The organism is Spiroplasma endosymbiont of Nomada ruficornis (assembly GCF_964030795.1).
GTDB classification, from domain to species: domain Bacteria; phylum Bacillota_I; class Bacilli_A; order Mycoplasmatales; family VBWQ01; genus Spiroplasma_E; species Spiroplasma_E ixodetis_A.
Map to the genome: position 1 here is coordinate 1,502,597 of NZ_OZ034962.1, position 19,374 is coordinate 1,521,970.

Annotated in this window: 25 protein-coding genes and 3 pseudogenes; 16 read left to right on the forward strand and 12 right to left on the reverse strand. The window is 21.8% G+C overall.

The window, feature by feature from the left end; all coding sequences use genetic code 4:
• Positions 1–98: 98 nt before the first annotated feature.
• Entirely contained in the window at positions 99–1,049 is a 951-nt protein-coding gene (locus AAHM79_RS09100; RefSeq protein WP_342257695.1) for an IS30 family transposase, read from the forward strand.
• Between the two features lie 140 nt (positions 1,050–1,189).
• Here AAHM79_RS09100 and AAHM79_RS09105 read toward each other — a convergent pair whose 3' ends face one another.
• Positions 1,190–2,278, reverse strand: coding sequence for an ankyrin repeat domain-containing protein (locus AAHM79_RS09105; RefSeq protein ID WP_342258253.1), 1,089 nt, complete (start codon positions 2,276–2,278; stop codon positions 1,190–1,192).
• 8 nt (positions 2,279–2,286) lie between these two features.
• Positions 2,287–2,886, reverse strand: a complete 600-nt coding sequence (locus tag AAHM79_RS09110; RefSeq protein ID WP_342257696.1) for a hypothetical protein — start codon at positions 2,884–2,886, stop codon at positions 2,287–2,289.
• A 150-nt stretch (positions 2,887–3,036) separates the two neighbouring features.
• Here AAHM79_RS09110 and AAHM79_RS09115 point away from each other — a divergent pair.
• Positions 3,037–3,174: pseudogene (locus AAHM79_RS09115) on the forward strand (hypothetical protein); the annotation flags it as partial.
• 82 nt (positions 3,175–3,256) lie between these two features.
• Here AAHM79_RS09115 and AAHM79_RS09705 read toward each other — a convergent pair.
• Positions 3,257–3,496, reverse strand: a complete 240-nt coding sequence (locus AAHM79_RS09705) for an integrase core domain-containing protein (protein ID WP_425289561.1) — start codon at positions 3,494–3,496, stop codon at positions 3,257–3,259.
• Positions 3,497–4,062: 566 nt separating this feature from the next.
• On the opposite strand from AAHM79_RS09705, the gene AAHM79_RS09120 reads away from it, so the two are divergent.
• From AAHM79_RS09120 to AAHM79_RS09135, 4 genes are all read left to right on the forward strand, one after another.
• The gene (locus AAHM79_RS09120; protein WP_342257697.1) at positions 4,063–4,266 is read left to right on the forward strand and encodes a hypothetical protein; all 204 of its coding nucleotides are present in this window, start codon (positions 4,063–4,065) and stop codon (positions 4,264–4,266) included.
• A 633-nt stretch (positions 4,267–4,899) separates the two neighbouring features.
• A complete protein-coding gene (locus AAHM79_RS09125; RefSeq protein ID WP_342257698.1) occupies positions 4,900–6,690 on the forward strand; it encodes a hypothetical protein in 1,791 nt (596 codons plus the stop codon).
• Positions 6,691–6,815: 125 nt separating this feature from the next.
• Positions 6,816–7,010 (forward strand): hypothetical protein, encoded by a 195-nt coding sequence (locus AAHM79_RS09130; protein ID WP_342257699.1) that lies wholly within the window; start codon positions 6,816–6,818, stop codon positions 7,008–7,010.
• 2 nt (positions 7,011–7,012) lie between these two features.
• Entirely contained in the window at positions 7,013–7,135 is a 123-nt protein-coding gene (locus AAHM79_RS09135; protein WP_342257700.1) for a ParA family protein, read from the forward strand.
• On the opposite strand, the pseudogene AAHM79_RS09140 reads toward AAHM79_RS09135, so the two are convergent.
• From AAHM79_RS09140 to AAHM79_RS09155, 4 genes and pseudogenes are all read right to left on the reverse strand, one after another.
• Positions 7,136–7,956, reverse strand: a pseudogene (locus tag AAHM79_RS09140) (IS5 family transposase).
• 110 nt (positions 7,957–8,066) lie between these two features.
• A complete protein-coding gene (locus tag AAHM79_RS09145; protein ID WP_342257701.1) occupies positions 8,067–8,198 on the reverse strand; it encodes a hypothetical protein in 132 nt (43 codons plus the stop codon).
• 12 nt (positions 8,199–8,210) lie between these two features.
• A complete protein-coding gene (locus tag AAHM79_RS09150; protein ID WP_342257702.1) occupies positions 8,211–8,702 on the reverse strand; it encodes a zonular occludens toxin domain-containing protein in 492 nt (163 codons plus the stop codon).
• A gap of 17 nt (positions 8,703–8,719) precedes the next feature.
• Positions 8,720–9,004, reverse strand: a complete 285-nt coding sequence (locus AAHM79_RS09155) for a hypothetical protein (RefSeq protein ID WP_342257703.1) — start codon at positions 9,002–9,004, stop codon at positions 8,720–8,722.
• A 471-nt stretch (positions 9,005–9,475) separates the two neighbouring features.
• Between AAHM79_RS09155 and AAHM79_RS09160 the strand changes: the two genes are divergently transcribed.
• Positions 9,476–9,673 (forward strand): hypothetical protein, encoded by a 198-nt coding sequence (locus AAHM79_RS09160; RefSeq protein WP_342257704.1) that lies wholly within the window; start codon positions 9,476–9,478, stop codon positions 9,671–9,673.
• Positions 9,674–9,721: 48 nt separating this feature from the next.
• Here the strand turns inward: AAHM79_RS09160 and AAHM79_RS09710 are convergent, their stop codons facing one another.
• From AAHM79_RS09710 to AAHM79_RS09170, 3 genes are all read right to left on the reverse strand, one after another.
• The gene (locus tag AAHM79_RS09710) at positions 9,722–9,958 is read right to left on the reverse strand and encodes an integrase core domain-containing protein (RefSeq protein WP_425289562.1); all 237 of its coding nucleotides are present in this window, start codon (positions 9,956–9,958) and stop codon (positions 9,722–9,724) included.
• Positions 9,955–10,242, reverse strand: a complete 288-nt coding sequence (locus tag AAHM79_RS09165) for a transposase family protein (RefSeq protein WP_342257705.1) — start codon at positions 10,240–10,242, stop codon at positions 9,955–9,957. Before AAHM79_RS09165 ends, AAHM79_RS09710 begins: the two co-directional genes overlap by 4 nt.
• Before the next feature lie 258 nt (positions 10,243–10,500).
• Positions 10,501–11,451 (reverse strand): IS30 family transposase, encoded by a 951-nt coding sequence (locus AAHM79_RS09170; protein ID WP_342257706.1) that lies wholly within the window; start codon positions 11,449–11,451, stop codon positions 10,501–10,503.
• A 40-nt stretch (positions 11,452–11,491) separates the two neighbouring features.
• On the opposite strand from AAHM79_RS09170, the gene AAHM79_RS09175 reads away from it, so the two are divergent.
• Complete coding sequence (locus AAHM79_RS09175) at positions 11,492–11,713, forward strand: hypothetical protein (RefSeq protein ID WP_342257707.1); 222 nt, start codon at positions 11,492–11,494, stop codon at positions 11,711–11,713.
• Positions 11,714–11,939: 226 nt separating this feature from the next.
• On the opposite strand, the gene AAHM79_RS09180 is transcribed toward AAHM79_RS09175, so the two are convergent.
• Positions 11,940–13,736, reverse strand: coding sequence for an ankyrin repeat domain-containing protein (locus AAHM79_RS09180; RefSeq protein WP_342257708.1), 1,797 nt, complete (start codon positions 13,734–13,736; stop codon positions 11,940–11,942).
• Between the two features lie 150 nt (positions 13,737–13,886).
• Between AAHM79_RS09180 and AAHM79_RS09185 the strand changes: the two are divergent.
• Positions 13,887–14,024 (forward strand): annotated as a pseudogene (locus tag AAHM79_RS09185) (hypothetical protein); the annotation flags it as partial.
• An 82-nt stretch (positions 14,025–14,106) separates the two neighbouring features.
• Here AAHM79_RS09185 and AAHM79_RS09715 read toward each other — a convergent pair.
• Positions 14,107–14,346 carry an integrase core domain-containing protein gene (locus AAHM79_RS09715; RefSeq protein WP_425289563.1) on the reverse strand — a complete coding sequence of 80 codons (240 nt, stop codon included), beginning with the start codon at positions 14,344–14,346 and terminating at the stop codon, positions 14,107–14,109.
• Between AAHM79_RS09715 and AAHM79_RS09190 the strand changes: the two genes are divergently transcribed.
• The 7 genes from AAHM79_RS09190 to AAHM79_RS09220 all read left to right on the forward strand — a co-directional run bounded on the left by AAHM79_RS09190 (position 14,281) and on the right by AAHM79_RS09220 (position 19,350).
• Positions 14,281–14,769, forward strand: a complete 489-nt coding sequence (locus AAHM79_RS09190; protein ID WP_342257709.1) for a hypothetical protein — start codon at positions 14,281–14,283, stop codon at positions 14,767–14,769. The genes AAHM79_RS09715 and AAHM79_RS09190 overlap by 66 nt on opposite strands.
• A 145-nt stretch (positions 14,770–14,914) precedes the next feature.
• Positions 14,915–15,118 (forward strand): hypothetical protein, encoded by a 204-nt coding sequence (locus tag AAHM79_RS09195; RefSeq protein WP_342257710.1) that lies wholly within the window; start codon positions 14,915–14,917, stop codon positions 15,116–15,118.
• Between the two features lie 632 nt (positions 15,119–15,750).
• Positions 15,751–15,903: a hypothetical protein gene (locus AAHM79_RS09200; protein WP_342257711.1), complete on the forward strand. Its 153-nt coding sequence runs from the start codon at positions 15,751–15,753 to the stop codon at positions 15,901–15,903.
• A 231-nt stretch (positions 15,904–16,134) separates the two neighbouring features.
• Positions 16,135–17,352, forward strand: a complete 1,218-nt coding sequence (locus tag AAHM79_RS09205) for a hypothetical protein (protein WP_342257712.1) — start codon at positions 16,135–16,137, stop codon at positions 17,350–17,352.
• Between the two features lie 347 nt (positions 17,353–17,699).
• Positions 17,700–18,650, forward strand: a complete 951-nt coding sequence (locus tag AAHM79_RS09210; RefSeq protein WP_342257713.1) for an IS30 family transposase — start codon at positions 17,700–17,702, stop codon at positions 18,648–18,650.
• A gap of 56 nt (positions 18,651–18,706) precedes the next feature.
• Positions 18,707–19,066: a hypothetical protein gene (locus AAHM79_RS09215; protein ID WP_342257714.1), complete on the forward strand. Its 360-nt coding sequence runs from the start codon at positions 18,707–18,709 to the stop codon at positions 19,064–19,066.
• 89 nt (positions 19,067–19,155) lie between these two features.
• Complete coding sequence (locus AAHM79_RS09220) at positions 19,156–19,350, forward strand: hypothetical protein (protein ID WP_342257715.1); 195 nt, start codon at positions 19,156–19,158, stop codon at positions 19,348–19,350.
• The last annotated feature ends 24 nt before the right edge of the window (positions 19,351–19,374 follow it).

Here is a 19,374-nt window from a genome sequence, read left to right on the forward strand (position 1 = left end):
TTATACTTGTAAGTGCAAGTAAATAAAATTGCAAAAAATTCTCATATAAAAATTTCATAATGCTAAATTTAGTTTAGAAAAAAGTAAGGAGTTTTTATATGAGTTATAAACATCTTGGCATAGATGAAAGGATTTATATTGAGAATCAATTGAAATTTAAATTTAAAATTAGTGAAATAGCTAAAAATCTTAATCGAAGTATTAGTACTATTATTCGAGAAATTAATAGAAATAAAGATAATAATCATTATTTTTCATTAATTGCACAAAATAAAGCTGAAAATCGAAAACAATCACATATTAGTTTTCATAAGTTTAAAAATAAGAATTTAGTAAAATATGTACAACAAAAATTACTATTAGGTTGATCACCTGAACAAATTTATGGCAGAATTAAAAATTTTCATAAAGAGTGAGTTATTAGTTTTAAAACAATTTATACTTGAATTTATTTTGGAATGCTTGATAAAGTTACTAGTAAAAATTTAAGAAGAAAAGGTAAAAAACGAAAATCTAAAGAAAATCGTGGCAAGTTTAATGGTAAATCAATTAAAGAACGAGATATAAATGTTAATGATCGTATAACACTTGGTCATTGAGAAGGAGATACTATAGTATCATCACGAGGTAAAAGCAAATCATGTTTAATAACTTTAGTTGAAAGAGTATCACGATTTACTTTAGCAATATTAGTTAAAAACAGAACTACTAAAGTTATTAATAAAAATGTCAGTTATTATTTATCAATTCTTCCTAAAAACATTGTTAAAACTATTACTTTTGATCGTGGCAAAGAATCTTCAAATTGACAACAACTTGAAAAAAATTTAGATGTAAAAATTTATTTTGCCAATCCATATTCACCTTGACAAAGAGGTACTAATGAAAATACTAATGGTTTAATTAGAGAAAAATTTCCTAAAAAATTTATTTTTTCAAAAACTAATAAAAATGAAGTTCATAAATTTATATTGTCTTTAAATCAAAGACCGAGAAAAATATTAAATTATCTTTCACCAATCGAATATTTGGATAGAAAAATAATTTAGTTGCACTTACCTTTAGAATTTAGCGAATACTTATAAAAAACATATAAATTTTTAAATCGTTTGTATATGACCTAATTAGGAGTCTTAAAAATTGATTTTAAAAATATAAGATATTATACTTGCAATATCTTATCTTTTTTTTACATTTGTGATGAACTTCGTTTATATCCGCTTGTTGAAGGTTGATTTTGCAAATCTATAGAATTTATTTCATTTTTTTCAAATATTAACTTAGGTAATTTTGAACTTGTTGAATTAATTAATTCGTTTTCAAAAAACTTTCTTTTGATATTTTTCATATCACTTGGGTTGTCAGAAAAATATACAAAATTCAATTGTTTGAATAATAATTCACTTATTTCTCGACTAATATCATATTTTTTTAATACCACATCTAAAGGAATAAACCCTCCAACATCTTTAATATTTGGATCTGCACCATTTTCAAGTAATAATTTAACCATTTCAATATTTTTTGTATATATAGAAAGATATAAGGTAGTAGCCAAAGTTTCATCTTGTGCATTAATACCAGCACCATTTTCAATAAACAATTTTACTATTTCAATATTATTACATTCTACAGCTCAATGTAAAGGTGTACATCCATTTATATCTTTTAAATTTACATCAGCATGATTTTCAAGTAATAATTTAACCATTTCAATATTATTATTTTTTACTGCAATTTGTAAAGGAGTATAACGACTTTTTTTATCTTCAATATTAGCATTAATTTTAAAATTTTCATTTAATCACCTAAATGACAATATGTCATTATATTTTGAAAAATAAATCAAAAGTATGTCAATATATTTTTTTTTATTAATATCATTAATATTATCATATTTTAATATTTCCTTAATAATTTCAATTCGATTATTATTAAATGCATAATCTAAGATTGTACAATTATTTTCATCTTGTGCATTAATATCAGCACCATTTTCAATAAGCAATTTTACTATTTCAATATCATTATCAGAATTTGCTACAGCAATTTGTAAAGGTGTACATCCATTTATATCTTTTAAATTTACATCAGCACCATGTTGAAGTAAATATTCAACTATTTCAAAATAACCATTATCTACTGCATAATGTAGAAGAAAAACTAAAGGTTCATTCTTATTATATTTTTCATTTTTTTCATTATTTTTTATCAAGCAATCATTGATATTTTTATGTTCAAAAAAATTTTTTAATTTTTGTTCTTTATTTCAAAGTATTGATTAATTTATATTTTGAATTTTATTTTTAAAATTATTGAAATAAAATCATTTATTTCTTTTTTAATTGTTGTTTTTCCTTTAATAGAAATAGATAGTAAATCATTAGAATTGATTAATGATTCGTTAGTAACAAATTTACCATGAATTCCTTTTTCAAAATTAGTACCATCTCCACCTTTTCCATAATAAATTTTATTGATATCTAAATTTAAATTAGTTAAATTAATGGCATATAAAAATCATTTTTTATTGCTTGATTTATTTGCAAAAGAATGATTAAATCTATTAATTAATACATTATTTCCACTAATATCAATGCCTACTTCTTCTCACATTTCTTGTACAACTGTTGTATAATAATCCATACTCTCAAGTCCACCGGTAATAGTACTATACTGACTAATTTTAGATACTATTTCATGAGCTGGGTTTTTTTCTTTATGTATTTGCAAATAATAATATTGATTGTCTTTTAAAACATAGGGCAAAATGGCAACTCCTTGGTTGTTAAATCAAGGTTCTTCAACATAGATAAAACCATTCTTTATTTTTACTCCAATAAATTTAGAATCAAACAATACTTTTTCGTTATTTATATTTAACATAATTTATTTTACTTCCTTTTAAAAATAGAAATCCGTAATGAATTATAAAATTTAATATAAAATTTTATAAATTGATTATACAATAAATTTTATTTTTGTTTAAATTTTCGGAAGTGAAAATATGTCAAATAAAATCAAAAGACCAATGAATGTGCTTATATGCTTTTTAGTAAAGAAAAGAGAGCAGAAATTATTCAACAAAAACCAGAACTTAAATCAAAAGTTGCAGAAATTGCAAAATTGATTGGTAATCATTGAAAAAATGCTTATTACGATACAATTATCTAGTTACCGGTGTGGTCTTGGACGATGGCGCTGGTAACGATTATATTTAATTTAAAGATTTGTAAGGTAGTAAAAACATTTTGGACTATTTTCCATATAATAAAAGTTTATCCAAATAATCCATAGGAGTCATTAATCCTAATGATTTATGTGGTTTAGAATTGTTATAATATTCTTGAAAAGAATTCACTAATTTTTGAAATAAACTAAAATCACTATTTAAATATGGTTTTATTTCAAATAAATTACTTCAATTTCTGTGAAATCTTTCAATCTTACCATTACTCTGTGGTGATCTAAACGGTGTAGTTTCATATTTATTGATAAAATTACAATTAGTGCTTTTTTAGTTACAATCGGTATTGGAAGTAAAATATTTTCATCATTATTTTCACCTATAAAAAAAAGTTGAATCATGAATTTCTAACAAAATATATAAAAATGAAGAACTTAAAGAAAAAAACAAAAAAGAACGTGATTCAATAATTAAAAATTTAATAAGTGATAAACTAAAAACTAAATTACAAACTCAATATGATATTTTAAAACAAGAATTAGACAATAGAAAAGATAAAACTATAAATGAACTCTTAAATAATAAAACCATAAATAATAGTTCAAATATTGAACCATTAAACGTCAGTGATTTTGATTCAGATATAAAAAATACAGTAAATAATCAAGGTCCACAATCTTCAATAAGTTCAAATCATAACTGAAATAAAGTAAAATGTTTATTAACATAAACAATAAAGTTCTAATCGCTATTTTTTGAAAATAGCGATTTTTTATTATTTTTTACACATTTTTCGTTTTAAAAATATATAATTTTTCTTGGATATTTTAAGGATAGAAAAAAATATTCAAAAAAATTGAGAGGAATTTTATAATATGGAAAAATGAAGCCAAGCAGATAAAGACAAGTGAAACAAAAGAGTTGATGAAACAAATAAAGCTTGAGTAGAAAAAAACGAACGTGAAAGACGAAAAAGAGTTGCTAATGCTCTTGGATTTGAAAAAGAAAAATCAAAAGTAAATAGCGAAGCTTCAACAAGCAAAGGACAAAGTTCTAGTAGTAAATCACAAAAAATGTAAATTTTAATACATGACTATTGTAATAACTAAATTTTTATTTTAAAATTTTTAATATTTATCAATAAAAATTAGGAGAAAATTATGCAATTAACAAGTGAAAATGACAAAATGAAAATGATTGTTGATATTGCTATTAATCCAATTTAGTAGTAATTACATTTTCATAATTGGTAAAACCAGTAAAATTATTTGCTAGTTGCGAGTTACCTTGTAAAATTGATGTAACATCAAAACCGGTTGTCATATCAACAATAATATAAATAACATTTTTTTATTTTTTGATAAGCTCATATTTTTTTCTATTTTAAGAAAGTCATTATATGGATAATTATAGTTGCAAACGATACTTGTTGTGATAATAACAATAATTGCAAAAATAAATTCAATTATAAATAATGGAATAAATACTAAACCTAAAAGTTTCTTCATAATTTCTCCTTTTTAGATATATGCCTTTATTTGGCTCATATTTGCTGTTTTTAGCAAATATGAGCTTTTTATAATTATATGGTAAAAAATAATGAAATTACAAAATAAATTTTGTTAATAAACACATTTAAATTGTATTATTATTTTATAATGTTTGTTAGTATTTTATTAGCAAATTATTAAAAAGGAGTAAAATTAAAACTTATGAAAAATATAGAAAATTTATTAAATCAAACATTTGTATACGATACTATTCAAGACTTAGAAGAAAAAAATAAATATTTATTAGAAAAAATTGAAACGTTTAAAAAAGGTATCACAAATATTTTGAACGATTTATATCAATCAAATTATGAATTAAAATTTAAAAATAAATTTATTGAAGAAGTATTACATTTAGAAAGTTTATCATTAGAAAATGATAATCAATATGAAAATATAGAAAATTTATTAAATCAAACATTTGTATACGATACTATTCAAGACTTAGAAGAAAAAAATAAATATTTATTAGAAAAAATTGAAAATTTTAAAAAAAGTATCAAAAATCTTTTAAAAAATTGAAAAAAAGTAAATTATGATTTAGAAATGAAAAACAAATTAATTCAAGTCTTCGAAGAATTACAAAATTCATTATCATCTTTAAAAGATGATTCTAATGATAATAAATATGAAGAATTAGAAAATTTAAAGCAAGAAAATCATCGACTAAGTCAAAATTTAATATTTAAAGAAAAAGAATTAGAAAATTTTGAAATTGATAATAAAAATTATGAAGAACAAATGATTGATTTAAATAAAACAAAACAAAATTTAGCTAAACAATTAAATAAAGTTATTCAAGAAAAAAAATATTTAACAGATAAACTAGATTTATCACAACAACAGTTAGATACAATTACTAAGGCAAAACAAGATTTAACTGATGAAGTTCAATCTTTAAAAGAAACTAAAATAAGTAATGAAGAACAAATTATGGATTTAAATAAAAAAAAACAAAATTTAGCTAAACAATTAAATAAAGTTATTCAAGAAAAAAAATATTTAACAGATAAACTAGATTTATCACAACAACAGTTAGATACAATTACTAAGGCAAAACAAGATTTAACTGATGAAGTTCAATCTTTAAAAGAAACTAAAATAAGTAATGAAGAACAAATTATGGATTTAAATAAAACAAAACAAAATTTAGCTAAACAATTAAATAAAGTTATTCAAGAAAAAAAATATTTAACAGATAAACTAGATTTATCACAACAACAGTTAGATACAATTACTAAGGCAAAACAAGATTTAACTGATGAAGTTCAATCTTTAAAAGAAACTAAAATAAGTAATGAAGAACAAATTATGGATTTAAATAAAACAAAACAAAATTTAGCTAAACAATTAAATAAAGTTATTCAAGAAAAAAAATATTTAACAGATAAACTAGATTTATCACAACAACAGTTAGATACAATTACTAAGGCAAAACAAGATTTAACTGATACACTAGAAGAATCAATTTTGATTAAAAATTCAGACTATTATCAAAAATTAAAATATATTTCAGAACCAATTATCATTTCAAAACATAAAGATAACAATTGAAATATTGAAACATTACCTAATATTAAAGATGAAAAAATAGAAAAAACAATATTATTAAATATTGAAGAAAATAAAATTTTAAATAATCTTATTGAACAAAAAAATAACATTACGATCATTTTTTGCAAAAAAACTAAAAAATTTAAAGAAGCTTTTTTCATTGATAAATATCAAAATAAAATAATCATCAATATTGAAAATGAACAGCAAAAAATCTTAGAAAAATTAAATTATAAATTAAGAACCGAAATGGCAAGTTCATTAACTCAAAGTGATATTAATAAAATCAATAATTTTTATAATCAAAAAGAACCAAAACAATCACCTTGTTTAACTAAAGAAGAATTAAAAAAATATCAAAATCAAGGAGCGGTTCCTAAACACTATAAACTTGTTTAATATCTAAAAATTTTATGCTGAATTATACTTGTAATTCCAACTAAAAAATTATTTAGATTATAAATATTGAAATTAAATATTCAAAGAAACGAAACAAAAATAAAACCAATGGAACAAGTTAAAAAATGGCTTCATTTTGGAAAAATAAACCTTATCAAGACAAACCATGAAATCAAAAATTACCAACAATGACATGTCCACCAAATTTAGTAGAAAAATTTAAAAATGAAGCCAAACAAAATCATTGAAAATATACAACTCTAATGACTATGATTTTAGAAAATTGATATGCACAAAAAAATGAAAGTGAGAGTGAATAGTTATGAAAATGATTTCATTTGCTGTTAAAAAGGGTGGAGTTGGAAAAACAACACTTTGTAAAAATATTGCTTATAAACTTGCTTTAAAAAATAAAAAAGTTTTATTAATTAGAGTTCTTTCATAACTAAATCAATTCTAAGTTATAAATTGAAGCTATTAAATTAAATCGTAAAGCAAATCTTTTTCTACGATTTCGATATTTTTCAGCAATAATTTTAAATTTTTTAAGACTAGCAAAGACATTTTCAATAACAATTCTCATTTTTGAAATTAACCTATTATTTTGTTTTTGCTCTTTAGTTAAAGGATTTTTCTTTGATTTTCGTTTTGGCAATAAAACATTATTATGAATTTTTGCTAAACCTAGATAACCAGTATCAGCTACTAATAAGGAATTTTTTAAAAAATTAATTTTTGTTTCTTTAAACAAACAAAAATCATGTTTTTTACCAAATGAAAAATGTGTTGTCAGAATTTGTTTACTTTCTTTTTCAATTATGACTTGAGTTTTTATCTCTTATTTTATATTTTTTTCTGAATAGTACTGCTTTTGACTTTTTTTGGGCGTTGAATTGGGGTTTCAGTAACATCAATGATAAATGTTTTATCTTTAAAATGCTTTTTTATTAACTCTTCCAGAAAGTTGTTGGAAATCAGGGTGTTTTATTAAAATATCCTCAATTTATTTAATATTTCGATAACAACTTGGTTCGCTAATGCCAAAACTTTTTCCAATATGAAATAAGTTCTGTATTCACGTCAATATTCTAATGTCATTAATAAACGATCTTCAATTAAAAGTTTATTTTTTCTACCACCATAATATTTTTGTTGATTTTCTGCTTCTTTGAAAATTTTTACTATTTTTTCAAATGTTTTATTTTTAACACCCGTTCAACGATAAAATTCTTTATAACTTATATCTTTAAATTCAATAAATTTCAAGTTAAACACCATTCTTTTTCCTTAACAAGTATATAGGGACTACGTCCCTCGCCACTACGTGGCTCACCCAAATTATAGTCCCAGTAGGTTCACTGGGACTATAACTATTTTTATTTATCTTTATTTTTAGGTTTATCTTTTTTCTTTAAAATATTATCTAATTTATCTAAACCAGCAGACTTAATATCAGTATAAGTCATATCAATACTACTGGCTTCTTTAAGGTATTTTCTATGTGACAATTCACTTTTAAGTTAATGCACATAATGTAAAGCACGTGAATTATACCTTTTTAACCAGTGTCTAGGAAAAAATAAAGTCATAGCCATTGCTTCACCACTATAACTTGGAGGCATAATGCCTTTTTTAATCATTTTCTTTGTTCTACGTCGTGAAAACACTACTTTATTATAATCATCAATATTAGTATATAAATTAAGATTAAATATAACAACAAAGCCCAAAAAACGCATTCTTTTAACTTGCACAACATACTCTACTTTTTCTCTTGCTTGTACTGGTATTCTATTAGGATGTTGTTCAATCAAATACATAGTACCATTAAACATATGACCTATTAACTTACAAAATTGTCCTAAACTTTCTTGTTGATTTTTAAACTGTACTCCTAAATCATTAGAATTTATCTTTAATGCTAATTCATCTAAAATTATTAAATCTTCTTCTTCAAAAGCATAATTACTTGCTAACTGATTAAAAGTAAAAACATCATTATAATTAACCAAATAAGAATAACCATTTTTTAAATAGAAATATCATGTTTTGCTTTATTAATATCTTGCATATTATCAGCATAAGTCAAAGTAACAAAACTTAAAACCTTTGAATTATAAAAATTATGATACGCTTTATGTATTAATTTTGTTTTAGTCCGAATTGCATTATTACGTAATTTTTTATCATTAATCTCTAAATTTTTAATACCAATTTCATTACGTTTATTATTTAAAATAGCACTCATAGGCAAAACTATATTTTTAACATAAGCACCATAATAAACTTTTTTAATATAAAAATTTTCTTCCATATATAAAAATCCTCGACAGCATTATTAATTTTATATATTTTTTTACTAACAAAATAATCATAACACAAAAAACAAAATAATTAATGAATTATCTTGCGGTGAATTGTGATACTTAATTGAATTGTGATACTTAATTAAAATTATAATAATATAAAAATTAAGAAAAATAAAGTGCTAGTTATGAAAGAAGTCTATTGATTTAGACCCACAAGCTACACTTTCAATGCAAATGATTGATGACCAAATCAAAGTAAATAATACTCTAATTAAAGTAATACCATCACCTGATATGATGAAACTTTAGATAAAATTTATCTAATAACATTATTAAAAATAGTGATATCTTCATTAAAACAGAAAATGATTTAGATAACATTTGAGAAAATCCTTATTATTGACGTCAAAAACAAGCATATGAAGAACTTATTACAAAAATATTGTAAAATTATAGTAGGTTTAGGGGGTAAAAATATGTCAAATAAAGTTAAAAGACCAATGAACGCTTATATGCTTTTAGTAAAGGAAAAAGCGCAGAAATTATTCAACAAAAACCAGAACTTAAATCAAAAGTTGCAGAAATTGCAAAATTGATTGGTAATCATTGAAAAAATGCTTATTACGATACAATTATCTAGTTACCGGTGTGGTCTTGGAAGATGGGGCTGGTAACGATTATATTTAATTTAAAGATTTGTAAGGTAGTACAAACATTTTGGACTATTTTCCATATAATAAAAGTTTATCAAAATAATCCATAGGAGTCATTAATCCTAATGATTTATGTGGTTTAGAATTGTTAGAATATTCTTGAAAAGAATTCACTAATTTTTGAAATAAACTAAAATCACTATTTAAATATGGTTTTATTTCAAATAAATTACTTCAATTTCTGTGAAATCTTTCAATCTTACCATTACTCTGTGGTGATCTAAACGGTGTAGTTTCATGAACTATACTTTTTTATTACAAAAATTTGTAAATCAACGATTCCTTTGTGGCTTTCCACAAGATGTATTAGTATATTGACTACCATTATCAGTTCTAATTCTTTTAATTTTAATTCCTAATTTTTCATAAAAATTTAAAGCATTTTTAGTAGCATTTACAATATCTCTGGTTTGTGTTTGTTCAGATGGATAACAATAAGTAATTCAAGTTTTTTCATCAATAAAATCAATAATATATCATCTTTTACTTCCTGTTATATAATTTGATACTATTTTAATATCAGTCTGCAATAATCCAGTTTCTTTTACTTTTCATATCTCAAATGTTTTTTCTTAATAGTTTTTGTGAACAAAAACCAAAACGTTTTAATCAACGATATATAGTTTTAATCGAGGGTTTTGGCAAAAAATTAAACCTAATATCATCAATATGTCTTAATTAATAAGTTTATTTTTAATGTTTCCAACCAAAAATGGAACCAAATTATACAGTGTTTTATGAACAGCATTTAAATATATTTTTATGCTAAATTGTAAAGGTAAGTGCAACTAAATTATTTTTCTATCCAAATATTCGATTGGCGAAAGATAATTTAGTATTTTTCTCGGTCTTTGATTTAAAGACAATATAAATTTATGAACTTCATTTTTATTAGTTTTTGAAAAAATAAATTTTTTAGGAAATTTTTCTCTAATTAAACCATTAGTATTTTCATTAGTACCTCTTTGTCAAGGTGAATATGGATTGGCAAAATAAATTTTTACATCTAAATTTTTTTCAAGTTGTTGTCAATTTGAAAATTCTTTGCCACGATCAAAAGTAATAGTTTTAACAATGTTTTTAGGAAGAATTGATAAATAATAACTGACATTTTTATTAATAACTTTAGTAGTTCTGTTTTTAACTAATATTGCTAAAGTAAATCGTGATACTCTTTCAACTAAAGTTATTAAACATGATTTGCTTTTACCTCGTGATGATACTATAGTATCTCCTTCTCAATGACCAAGTGTTATACGATCATTAACATTTATATCTCGTTCTTTAATTGATTTACCATTAAACTTGCCACGATTTTCTTTAGATTTTCGTTTTTTACCTTTTCTTCTTAAATTTTTACTAGTAACTTTATCAAGCATTCCAAAATAAATTCAAGTATAAATTGTTTTAAAACTAATAACTCACTCTTTATGAAAATTTTTAATTCTGCTATAAATTTGTTCAGGCGATCAACCTAATAGTAATTTTTGTTGTACATATTTTACTAAATTCTTATTTTTAAACTTATGAAAACTAATATGTGATTGTTTTCTATTTTCAGCTTTATTTTGTGCAATTAATGAAAAATAATGATTATTATCTTTATTTCTATTAATTTCTCGAATAATAGTACTAATACTTCGATTAAGATTTTTAGCTATTTCACTAATTTTAAATTTAAATTTCAATTGATTCTCAATATAAATCCTTTCATCTATGCCAAGATGTTTATAACTCATATAAAAACTCCTTACTTTTTTCTAAACTAAATTTAGCATTATGAAATTTTTATATGAGAATTTTTTGCAATTTTATTTACTTGCACTTACAAGTATAATTCAGCGTTTTACTTTAGAACAAAATCCATATGTAAAAATTAAAAATTTAGAAATTAATAACAAAGAATTAGAAACAAAAATACAAAAATTAGAAACAGAAATTCAACAACTGAAAAAGAAATTAGTGCAAGATTTAAAGTTAAAAAATAGTAATCATGGATAAATTTAATTAATTATGGAATAAGTCTTATGAAAAAATATATGAAAGTGAAAATCAAAAATAAGTATCTTAAATTTACTTAAAAAAAGCCTAATTAGGCTTGTTTATTTTTTGAATACTTATAAAAAATATATAAATTTTTAAATCGTTTGTATATGACCTAATTAGGAGTATTAAAAATTGATTTTAAAAAGATAAGATATTATACTTGCAATATCTTATCTTTTTTTTACATTTGTGATGAACTTCGTTTATATCAGCTTGTTGAAGGTTGATTTTGCAAATCTATAGAATTTATTTCATTTTTTTCAAATATTAACTTAGGTAATTTTGAACTTGTTGAATTAATTAATTCGTTTTCAAAAAACTTTCTTTTGATATTTTTCATATCACTTGGGTTGTCAGAAACATATACAAAATTCAATTGTTTGAATAATAATTCACTTATTTCTCAACTAATATCATATTTTTTTAATACCACATCTAAAGGAATAAAACCTCCAACATCTTTAATATTTGGATCTGCACCATTTTCAAGTAATAATTTAACCATTTCAATATTTTTTGTATATATAGAAAGATATAAGGTAGTAGCCAAAGTTTCATCTTGTGCATTAATATCAGCACCATTTTCAATAAACAATTTTACTATTTCAATATTATTACATTCTACAGCTCAATGTAAAGGTGTACATCCATTTATATCTTTTAAATTTACATCAGCATGATTTTCAAGTAATAATTTAACCATTTCAATATTATTACATTCTACAACTAAATGTAAAGGTGTACATCCATCTACATCTTGTGCATCAATATCAGCATGATTTTCAAGTAATAATTTAACCATTTCAATATTATTATTTTTTACTGCAATTTGTAAAGGAGTATAACGACTTTTTTTATCTTCAATATTAGCATTAATTTTAAAATTTTCATTTAATCACCTAAATGACAATATGTCATTATATTTTGAAAAATAAATCAAAAGTATGTCAATATATTTTTTTTTATTAATATCATTAATATTATCATATTTTAATATTTCCTTAATAATTTCAATTCGATTATTATTAAATGCATAATCTAAGATTGTACAATTATTTTCATCTTGTGCATTAATATCAGCACCATTTTCAATAAGCAATTTTACTATTTCAATATCATTATCAGAATTTGCTACAGCAATTTGTAAAGGTGTACATCCATTTATATCTTTTAAATTTACATAAGCACCATGTTGAAGTAAATATTCAACTATTTCAAAATAACCATTATCTACTGCATAATGTAGAAGAAAAACTAAAGGTTCATTCTTATTATATTTTTCATTTTTTTCATTATTTTTTATCAAGCAATCATTGATATTTTTATGTTCAAAAAAATTTTTTAATTTTTGTTCTTTATTTCAAAGTATTGATTCATTTATATTTTGAATTTTATTTTTAAAATTATTGAAATGAAAATCATTTATTTCTTTTTTAATTGTTGTTTTTCCTTTAATAGAAATAGATAGTAAATCATTAGAATTGATTAATGATTCGTTAGTAACAAATTTACCATGAATTCCTTTTTCAAAATTAGTACCATCTCCACCTTTTCCATAATAAATTTTATTGATATCTAAATTTAAATTAGTTAAATTAATGGCATATAAAAATCATTTTTTATTGCTTGATTTATTTGAAAAAGAATGATTAAATCTATTAATTAATACATTATTTCCACTAATATCAATGCCTACTTCTTCTCACATTTCTTTTACAACTGTTGTATAATAATCCATACTTTCAAGTCCACCGGTAATAGTACTATACTGACTAATTTTAGATACTATTTCATGAGCTGGGTTTTTTTCTTTATGTATTTGCAAATAATAATATTGATTGTCTTTTAAAACATAGGGCAAAATGGCAACTCCTTGGTTGTTACATCAAGGTTCTTCAACATAGATAAAACCATTCTTTATTTTTACTCCAATAAATTTAGAATCAAACAATACTTTTTCGTTATTTATATTTAACATAATTTATTTTACTTCCTTTTAAAAATATAAATCCGTAATGAATTATAAAATTTAATATAAAATTTTATAAATTGATTATACAATAAATTTTATTTTTGTTTAAATTTTCGGAAGTGAAAATATGTCAAATAAAATCAAAAGACCAATGAATGTGCTTATATGCTTTTTAGTAAAGAAAAGAGAGCAGAAATTATTCAACAAAAACCAGAACTTAAATCAAAAGTTGCAGAAATTGCAAAATTGATTGGTAATCATTGAAAAAATGCTTATTACGATACAATTATCTAGTTACCGGTGTGGTCTTGGACGATGGCGCTGGTAACGATTATATTTAATTTAAAGATTTGTAAGGTAGTACAAACATTTTGGACTATTTTCCATATAATAAAAGTTTATCAAAATAATCCATAGGAGTCATTAATCCTAATGATTTATGTGGTTTAGAATTGTTATAATATTCTTGAAAAGAATTCACTAATTTTTGAAATAAACTAAAATCACTATTTAAATATGGTTTTATTTCAAATAAATTACTTCAATTTCTGTGAAATCTTTCAATCTTACCATTACTCTGTGGTGATCTAAACGGTGTAGTTTCATATTTATTGATAAAATTACAATTAGTGCTTTTTTAGTTACAATCGGTATTGGAAGTAAAATATTTTCATCATTATTTTCACCTATAACAAAAAAAGTTGAATCATGAATTTCTAACAAAATATATAAAAATGAAGAACTTAAAGAAAAAAACAAAAAAGAACGTGATTCAATAATTAAAAATTTAATAAGTGATAAACTAAAAACTAAATTACAAACTCAATATGATATTTTAAAACAAGAATTAGACAATAGAAAAGATAAAACTATAAATGAACTCTTAAATAATAAAACCATAAATAATAGTTCAAATATTGAACCATTAAACGTCAGTGATTTTGATTCAGATATAAAAAATACAGTAAATAATCAAGGTCCACAATCTTCAATAAGTTCAAATCATAACTGAAATAAAGTAAAATGTTTATTAACATAAACAATAAAGTTCTAATCGCTATTTTTTGAAAATAGCGATTTTTTATTATTTTTTACACATTTTTCGTTTTAAAAATATATAATTTTTCTTGGATATTTTAAGGATAGAAAAAAATATTCAAAAAAATTGAGAGGAATTTTATAATATGGAAAAATGAAGCCAAGCAGATAAAGACAAGTGAAACAAAAGAGTTGATGAAACAAATAAAGCTTGAGGAGAAAAAAACGAACGTGAAAGACGAGAAAGAGTTGCTAATGCTCTTGGATTTGAAAAAGAAAAATCAAAAGTAAATAGCGAAGCTTCAACAAGCAAAGGACAAAGTTCTAGTAGTAAATCACAAAAAATGTAAATTTTAATACATGACTATTGTAATAACTAAATTTTTATTTTAAAATTTTTAATATTTATCAATAAAAATTAGGAGAAAATTATGCAATTAACAAGTGAAAATGACAAAATGAAAATGATTGTTGATATTGCTATTAATCCAATTTAGTAGTAATTACATTTTCATAATTTGTAAAACCAGTAAAATTATTTGCTAGTTGCGAGTTACCTTGTAAAATTGATGTAACATCAAAACCGGTTGTCATATCAACCATAATATAAATAACATTTTTTTATTTTTTGATAAGCTCATATTTTTTTCTATTTTAAGAAAGTCATTATATGGATAATTATAGTTGCAAACGATACTTGTTGTGATAATAACAATAATTGCAAAAATAAATTCAATTATAAATAATGGAATAAATACTAAACCTAAAAGTTTCTTCATAATTTCTCCTTTTTAGATATATGCCTTTATTTGGCTCATATTTGCTGTTTTTAGCAAATATGAGCTTTTTATAAGATATGGTAAAAAATAATGAAATTACAAAATCAATTTTGTTAATAAACACATTTAAATTGTATTATTATTTTATAATGTTTGTTAGTATTTTATTAGCAAATTATTAAAAAGGAGTAAAATTAAAACTTATGAAAAATATAGAAAATTTATTAAATCAAACATTTGTATACGATACTATTCAAGACTTAGAAGAAAAAAATAAATATTTATTAGAAAAAATTGAAACGTTTAAAAAAGGTATCACAAATATTTTGAACGATTTATATCAATCAAATTATTAATTAAAATTTAAAAATAAATTTATTGAAGAAGTATTACATTTAGAAAGTTTATCATTAGAAAATGATAATCAATATGAAAATATAGAAAATTTATTAAATCAAACATTTGTATAAGATACTATTCAAGACTTAGAAGAAAAAAATAAATATTTATTAGAAAAAATTGAAAATTTTAAAAAAAGTATCAAAAATCTTTTAAAAAATTGAAAAAAAGTAAATTATGATTTAGAAATGAAAAACAAATTAATTCAAGTCTTCGAAGAATTACAAAATTCATTATCATCTTTAAAAGATGATTCTAATGATAATAAATATGAAGAATTAGAAAATTTAAAGCCAGAAAATCATCGACTAAGTCAAAATTTAATATTTAAAGAAAAAGAATTAGAAAATTTTGAAATTGATAATAAAAATTATGAAGAACAAATTATTGATTTAAATAAAACAAAACAAAATTTAGCTAAACAATTAAATAAAGTTATTCAAGAAAAAAAATATTTAACAGATAAACTAGATTTATCACAACAACAGTTAGATACAATTACTAAGGCAAAACAAGATTTAACTGATGAAGTTCAATCTTTAAAAGAAACTAAAATAAGTAATGAAGAACAAATTATTGATTTAAATCAAACAAAACAAAATTTAGCTAAACAATTAAATAAAGTTATTCAAGAAAAAAAATATTTAACAGATAAACTAGATTTATCACAACAACAGTTAGATACAATTACTAAGGCAAAACAAGATTTAACTGATGAAGTTCAATCTTTAGAAGAAACTAAAATAAGTAATGAAGAACAAATTATTGATTTAAATCAAACAAAACAAAATTTAGCTAAACAATTAAATAAAGTTATTCAAGAAAAAAAATATTTAACAGATAAACTAGATTTATCACAACAACAGTTAGATACAATTACTAAGGCAAAACAAGATTTAACTGATACACTAGAAGAATCACTTTTGATTAAAAATTCAGACTATGATCAAAAATTAAAATATATTTCAGAACCAATTATCATTTCAAAACATAAAGATAACAATTGAAATATTGAAACATTACCTAATATTAAAGATGAAAAAATAGAAAAAACAATATTATTAAATATTGAAGAAAATAAAATTTTAAATAATCTTATTGAACAAAAAAATAACATTACGATCATTTTTTGCAAAAAAACTAAAAAATTTAAAGAAGCTTTTTTCATTGATAAATATCAAAATAAAATAATCATCAATATTGAAAATGAACAGCAAAAAATCTTAGAAAAATTAAATTATAAATTAAGAACCGAAATGGCAAGTTCATTAACTCAAAGTGATATTAATAAAATCAATAATTTTTATAATCAAAAAGAACCAAAAAAATCACCTTGTTTAACTAAAGAAGAATTAAAAAAATATCAAAATCAAGGAGCGGTTCCTAAACACTATAAACTTGTTTAATATCTAAAAATTTTATGCTGAATTATACTTGTAATTCCAACTAAAAAATTATTTAGATTATAAATATTGAAATTAAATATTCAAAGAAACGAAACAAAAATAAAACCAATGGAACAAGTTAAAAAATGGCTTCATTTTGGAAAAATAAACCTTATCAAGACAAACCAGGAAATCAAAAATTACCAACAATGACATGTCCACCAAATTTAGTAGAAAAATTTAAAAATTAAGCCAAACAAAATCGCTGAATTATACTTGTAAGTGCAAGTAAATAAAATTGCAAAAAATTCTCATATAAAAATTTCATAATGCTAAATTTAGTTTAGAAAAAAGTAAGGAGTTTTTATATGAGTTATAAACATCTTGGCATAGATGAAAGGATTTATATTGAGAATCAATTGAAATTTAAATTTAAAATTAGTGAAATAGCTAAAAATCTTAATCGAAGTATTAGTACTATTATTCGAGAAATTAATAGAAATAAAGATAATAATCATTATTTTTCATTAATTGCACAAAATAAAGCTGAAAATCGAAAACAATCACATATTAGTTTTCATAAGTTTAAAAATAAGAATTTAGTAAAATATGTACAACAAAAATTACTATTAGGTTGATCATCTGAACAAATTTATGGCAGAATTAAAAATTTTCATAAAGAGTGAGTTATTAGTTTTAAAACAATTTATACTTGAATTTATTTTGGAATGCTTGATAAAGTTACTAGTAAAAATTTAAGAAGAAAAGGTAAAAAACGAAAATCTAAAGAAAATCGTGGCAAGTTTAATGGTAAATCAATTAAAGAACGAGATATAAATGTTAATGATCGTATAACACTTGGTCATTGAGAAGGAGATACTATAGTATCATCACGAGGTAAAAGCAAATCATGTTTAATAACTTTAGTTGAAAGAGTATCACGATTTACTTTAGCAATATTAGTTAAAAACAGAACTACTAAAGTTATTAATAAAAATGTCAGTTATTATTTATCAATTCTTCCTAAAAACATTGTTAAAACTATTACTTTTGATCGTGGCAAAGAATTTTCAAATTGACAACAACTTGAAAAAAATTTAGATGTAAAAATTTATTTTGCCAATCCATATTCACCTTGACAAAGAGGTACTAATGAAAATACTAATGGTTTAATGAGAGAAAAATTTCCTAAAAAATTTATTTTTTCAAAAACTAATAAAAATGAAGTTCATAAATTTATATTGTCTTTAAATCAAAGACCGAGAAAAATACTAAATTATCTTTCACCAATCGAATATTTGGATAGAAAAATAATTTAGTTGCACTTACCTTTACAATTTAGCATTAATTATATCAATAAAGGAGAATAAAAATAATGACTAAAAAAGAAAAGCAACTTCAGAAAAATGTAAATGAATTTAATGAAGTTATAAAAAAATGTAATCAAGATATATTAAATTTAAAAAAACAAAAATATGGAAAATTTAAAAATATTTTTTTAAAAATAATAAGTTTTGGATTTTATGATTGAAATGGGAAAATTGAAAACGAAATCAAACATAATAAATTAACAATAGAAGAAATTAAAGAAAAAATATTACAAACCAATAAAATGCTATTTAAAATTAATAATCAAAAAAATGCAATGGTAAAAAAACAAAATAAAAAAAATGAAATTTCTGAATCAAAAAATATTAACATTTCTTCTAAATCAGAAGTATCATTACAACAATAGGAGAACCAATAAAATGAAAAAATTACTAACTACAATCACTCTTAGTGCATTAGGTAGATACAAGTGCAAGTAATTTAAAACCAGTATTTATGAATAATGTTGTAAATCATGGTTTTAAATCAAATCAATTAAATAAAAATTTAACTATGATTAATAGTCCATTTATTAATGATTTTCAAGACTTAAAAAATAAGAAAAATCAAAAAGTTATAATTGCACCAAATGGTATACAATATATGCAGGAAGTTGCACAACTGGTTTATGAAAAAGTACTGATGGAATAAATAAAAATTTTACAAATATATATC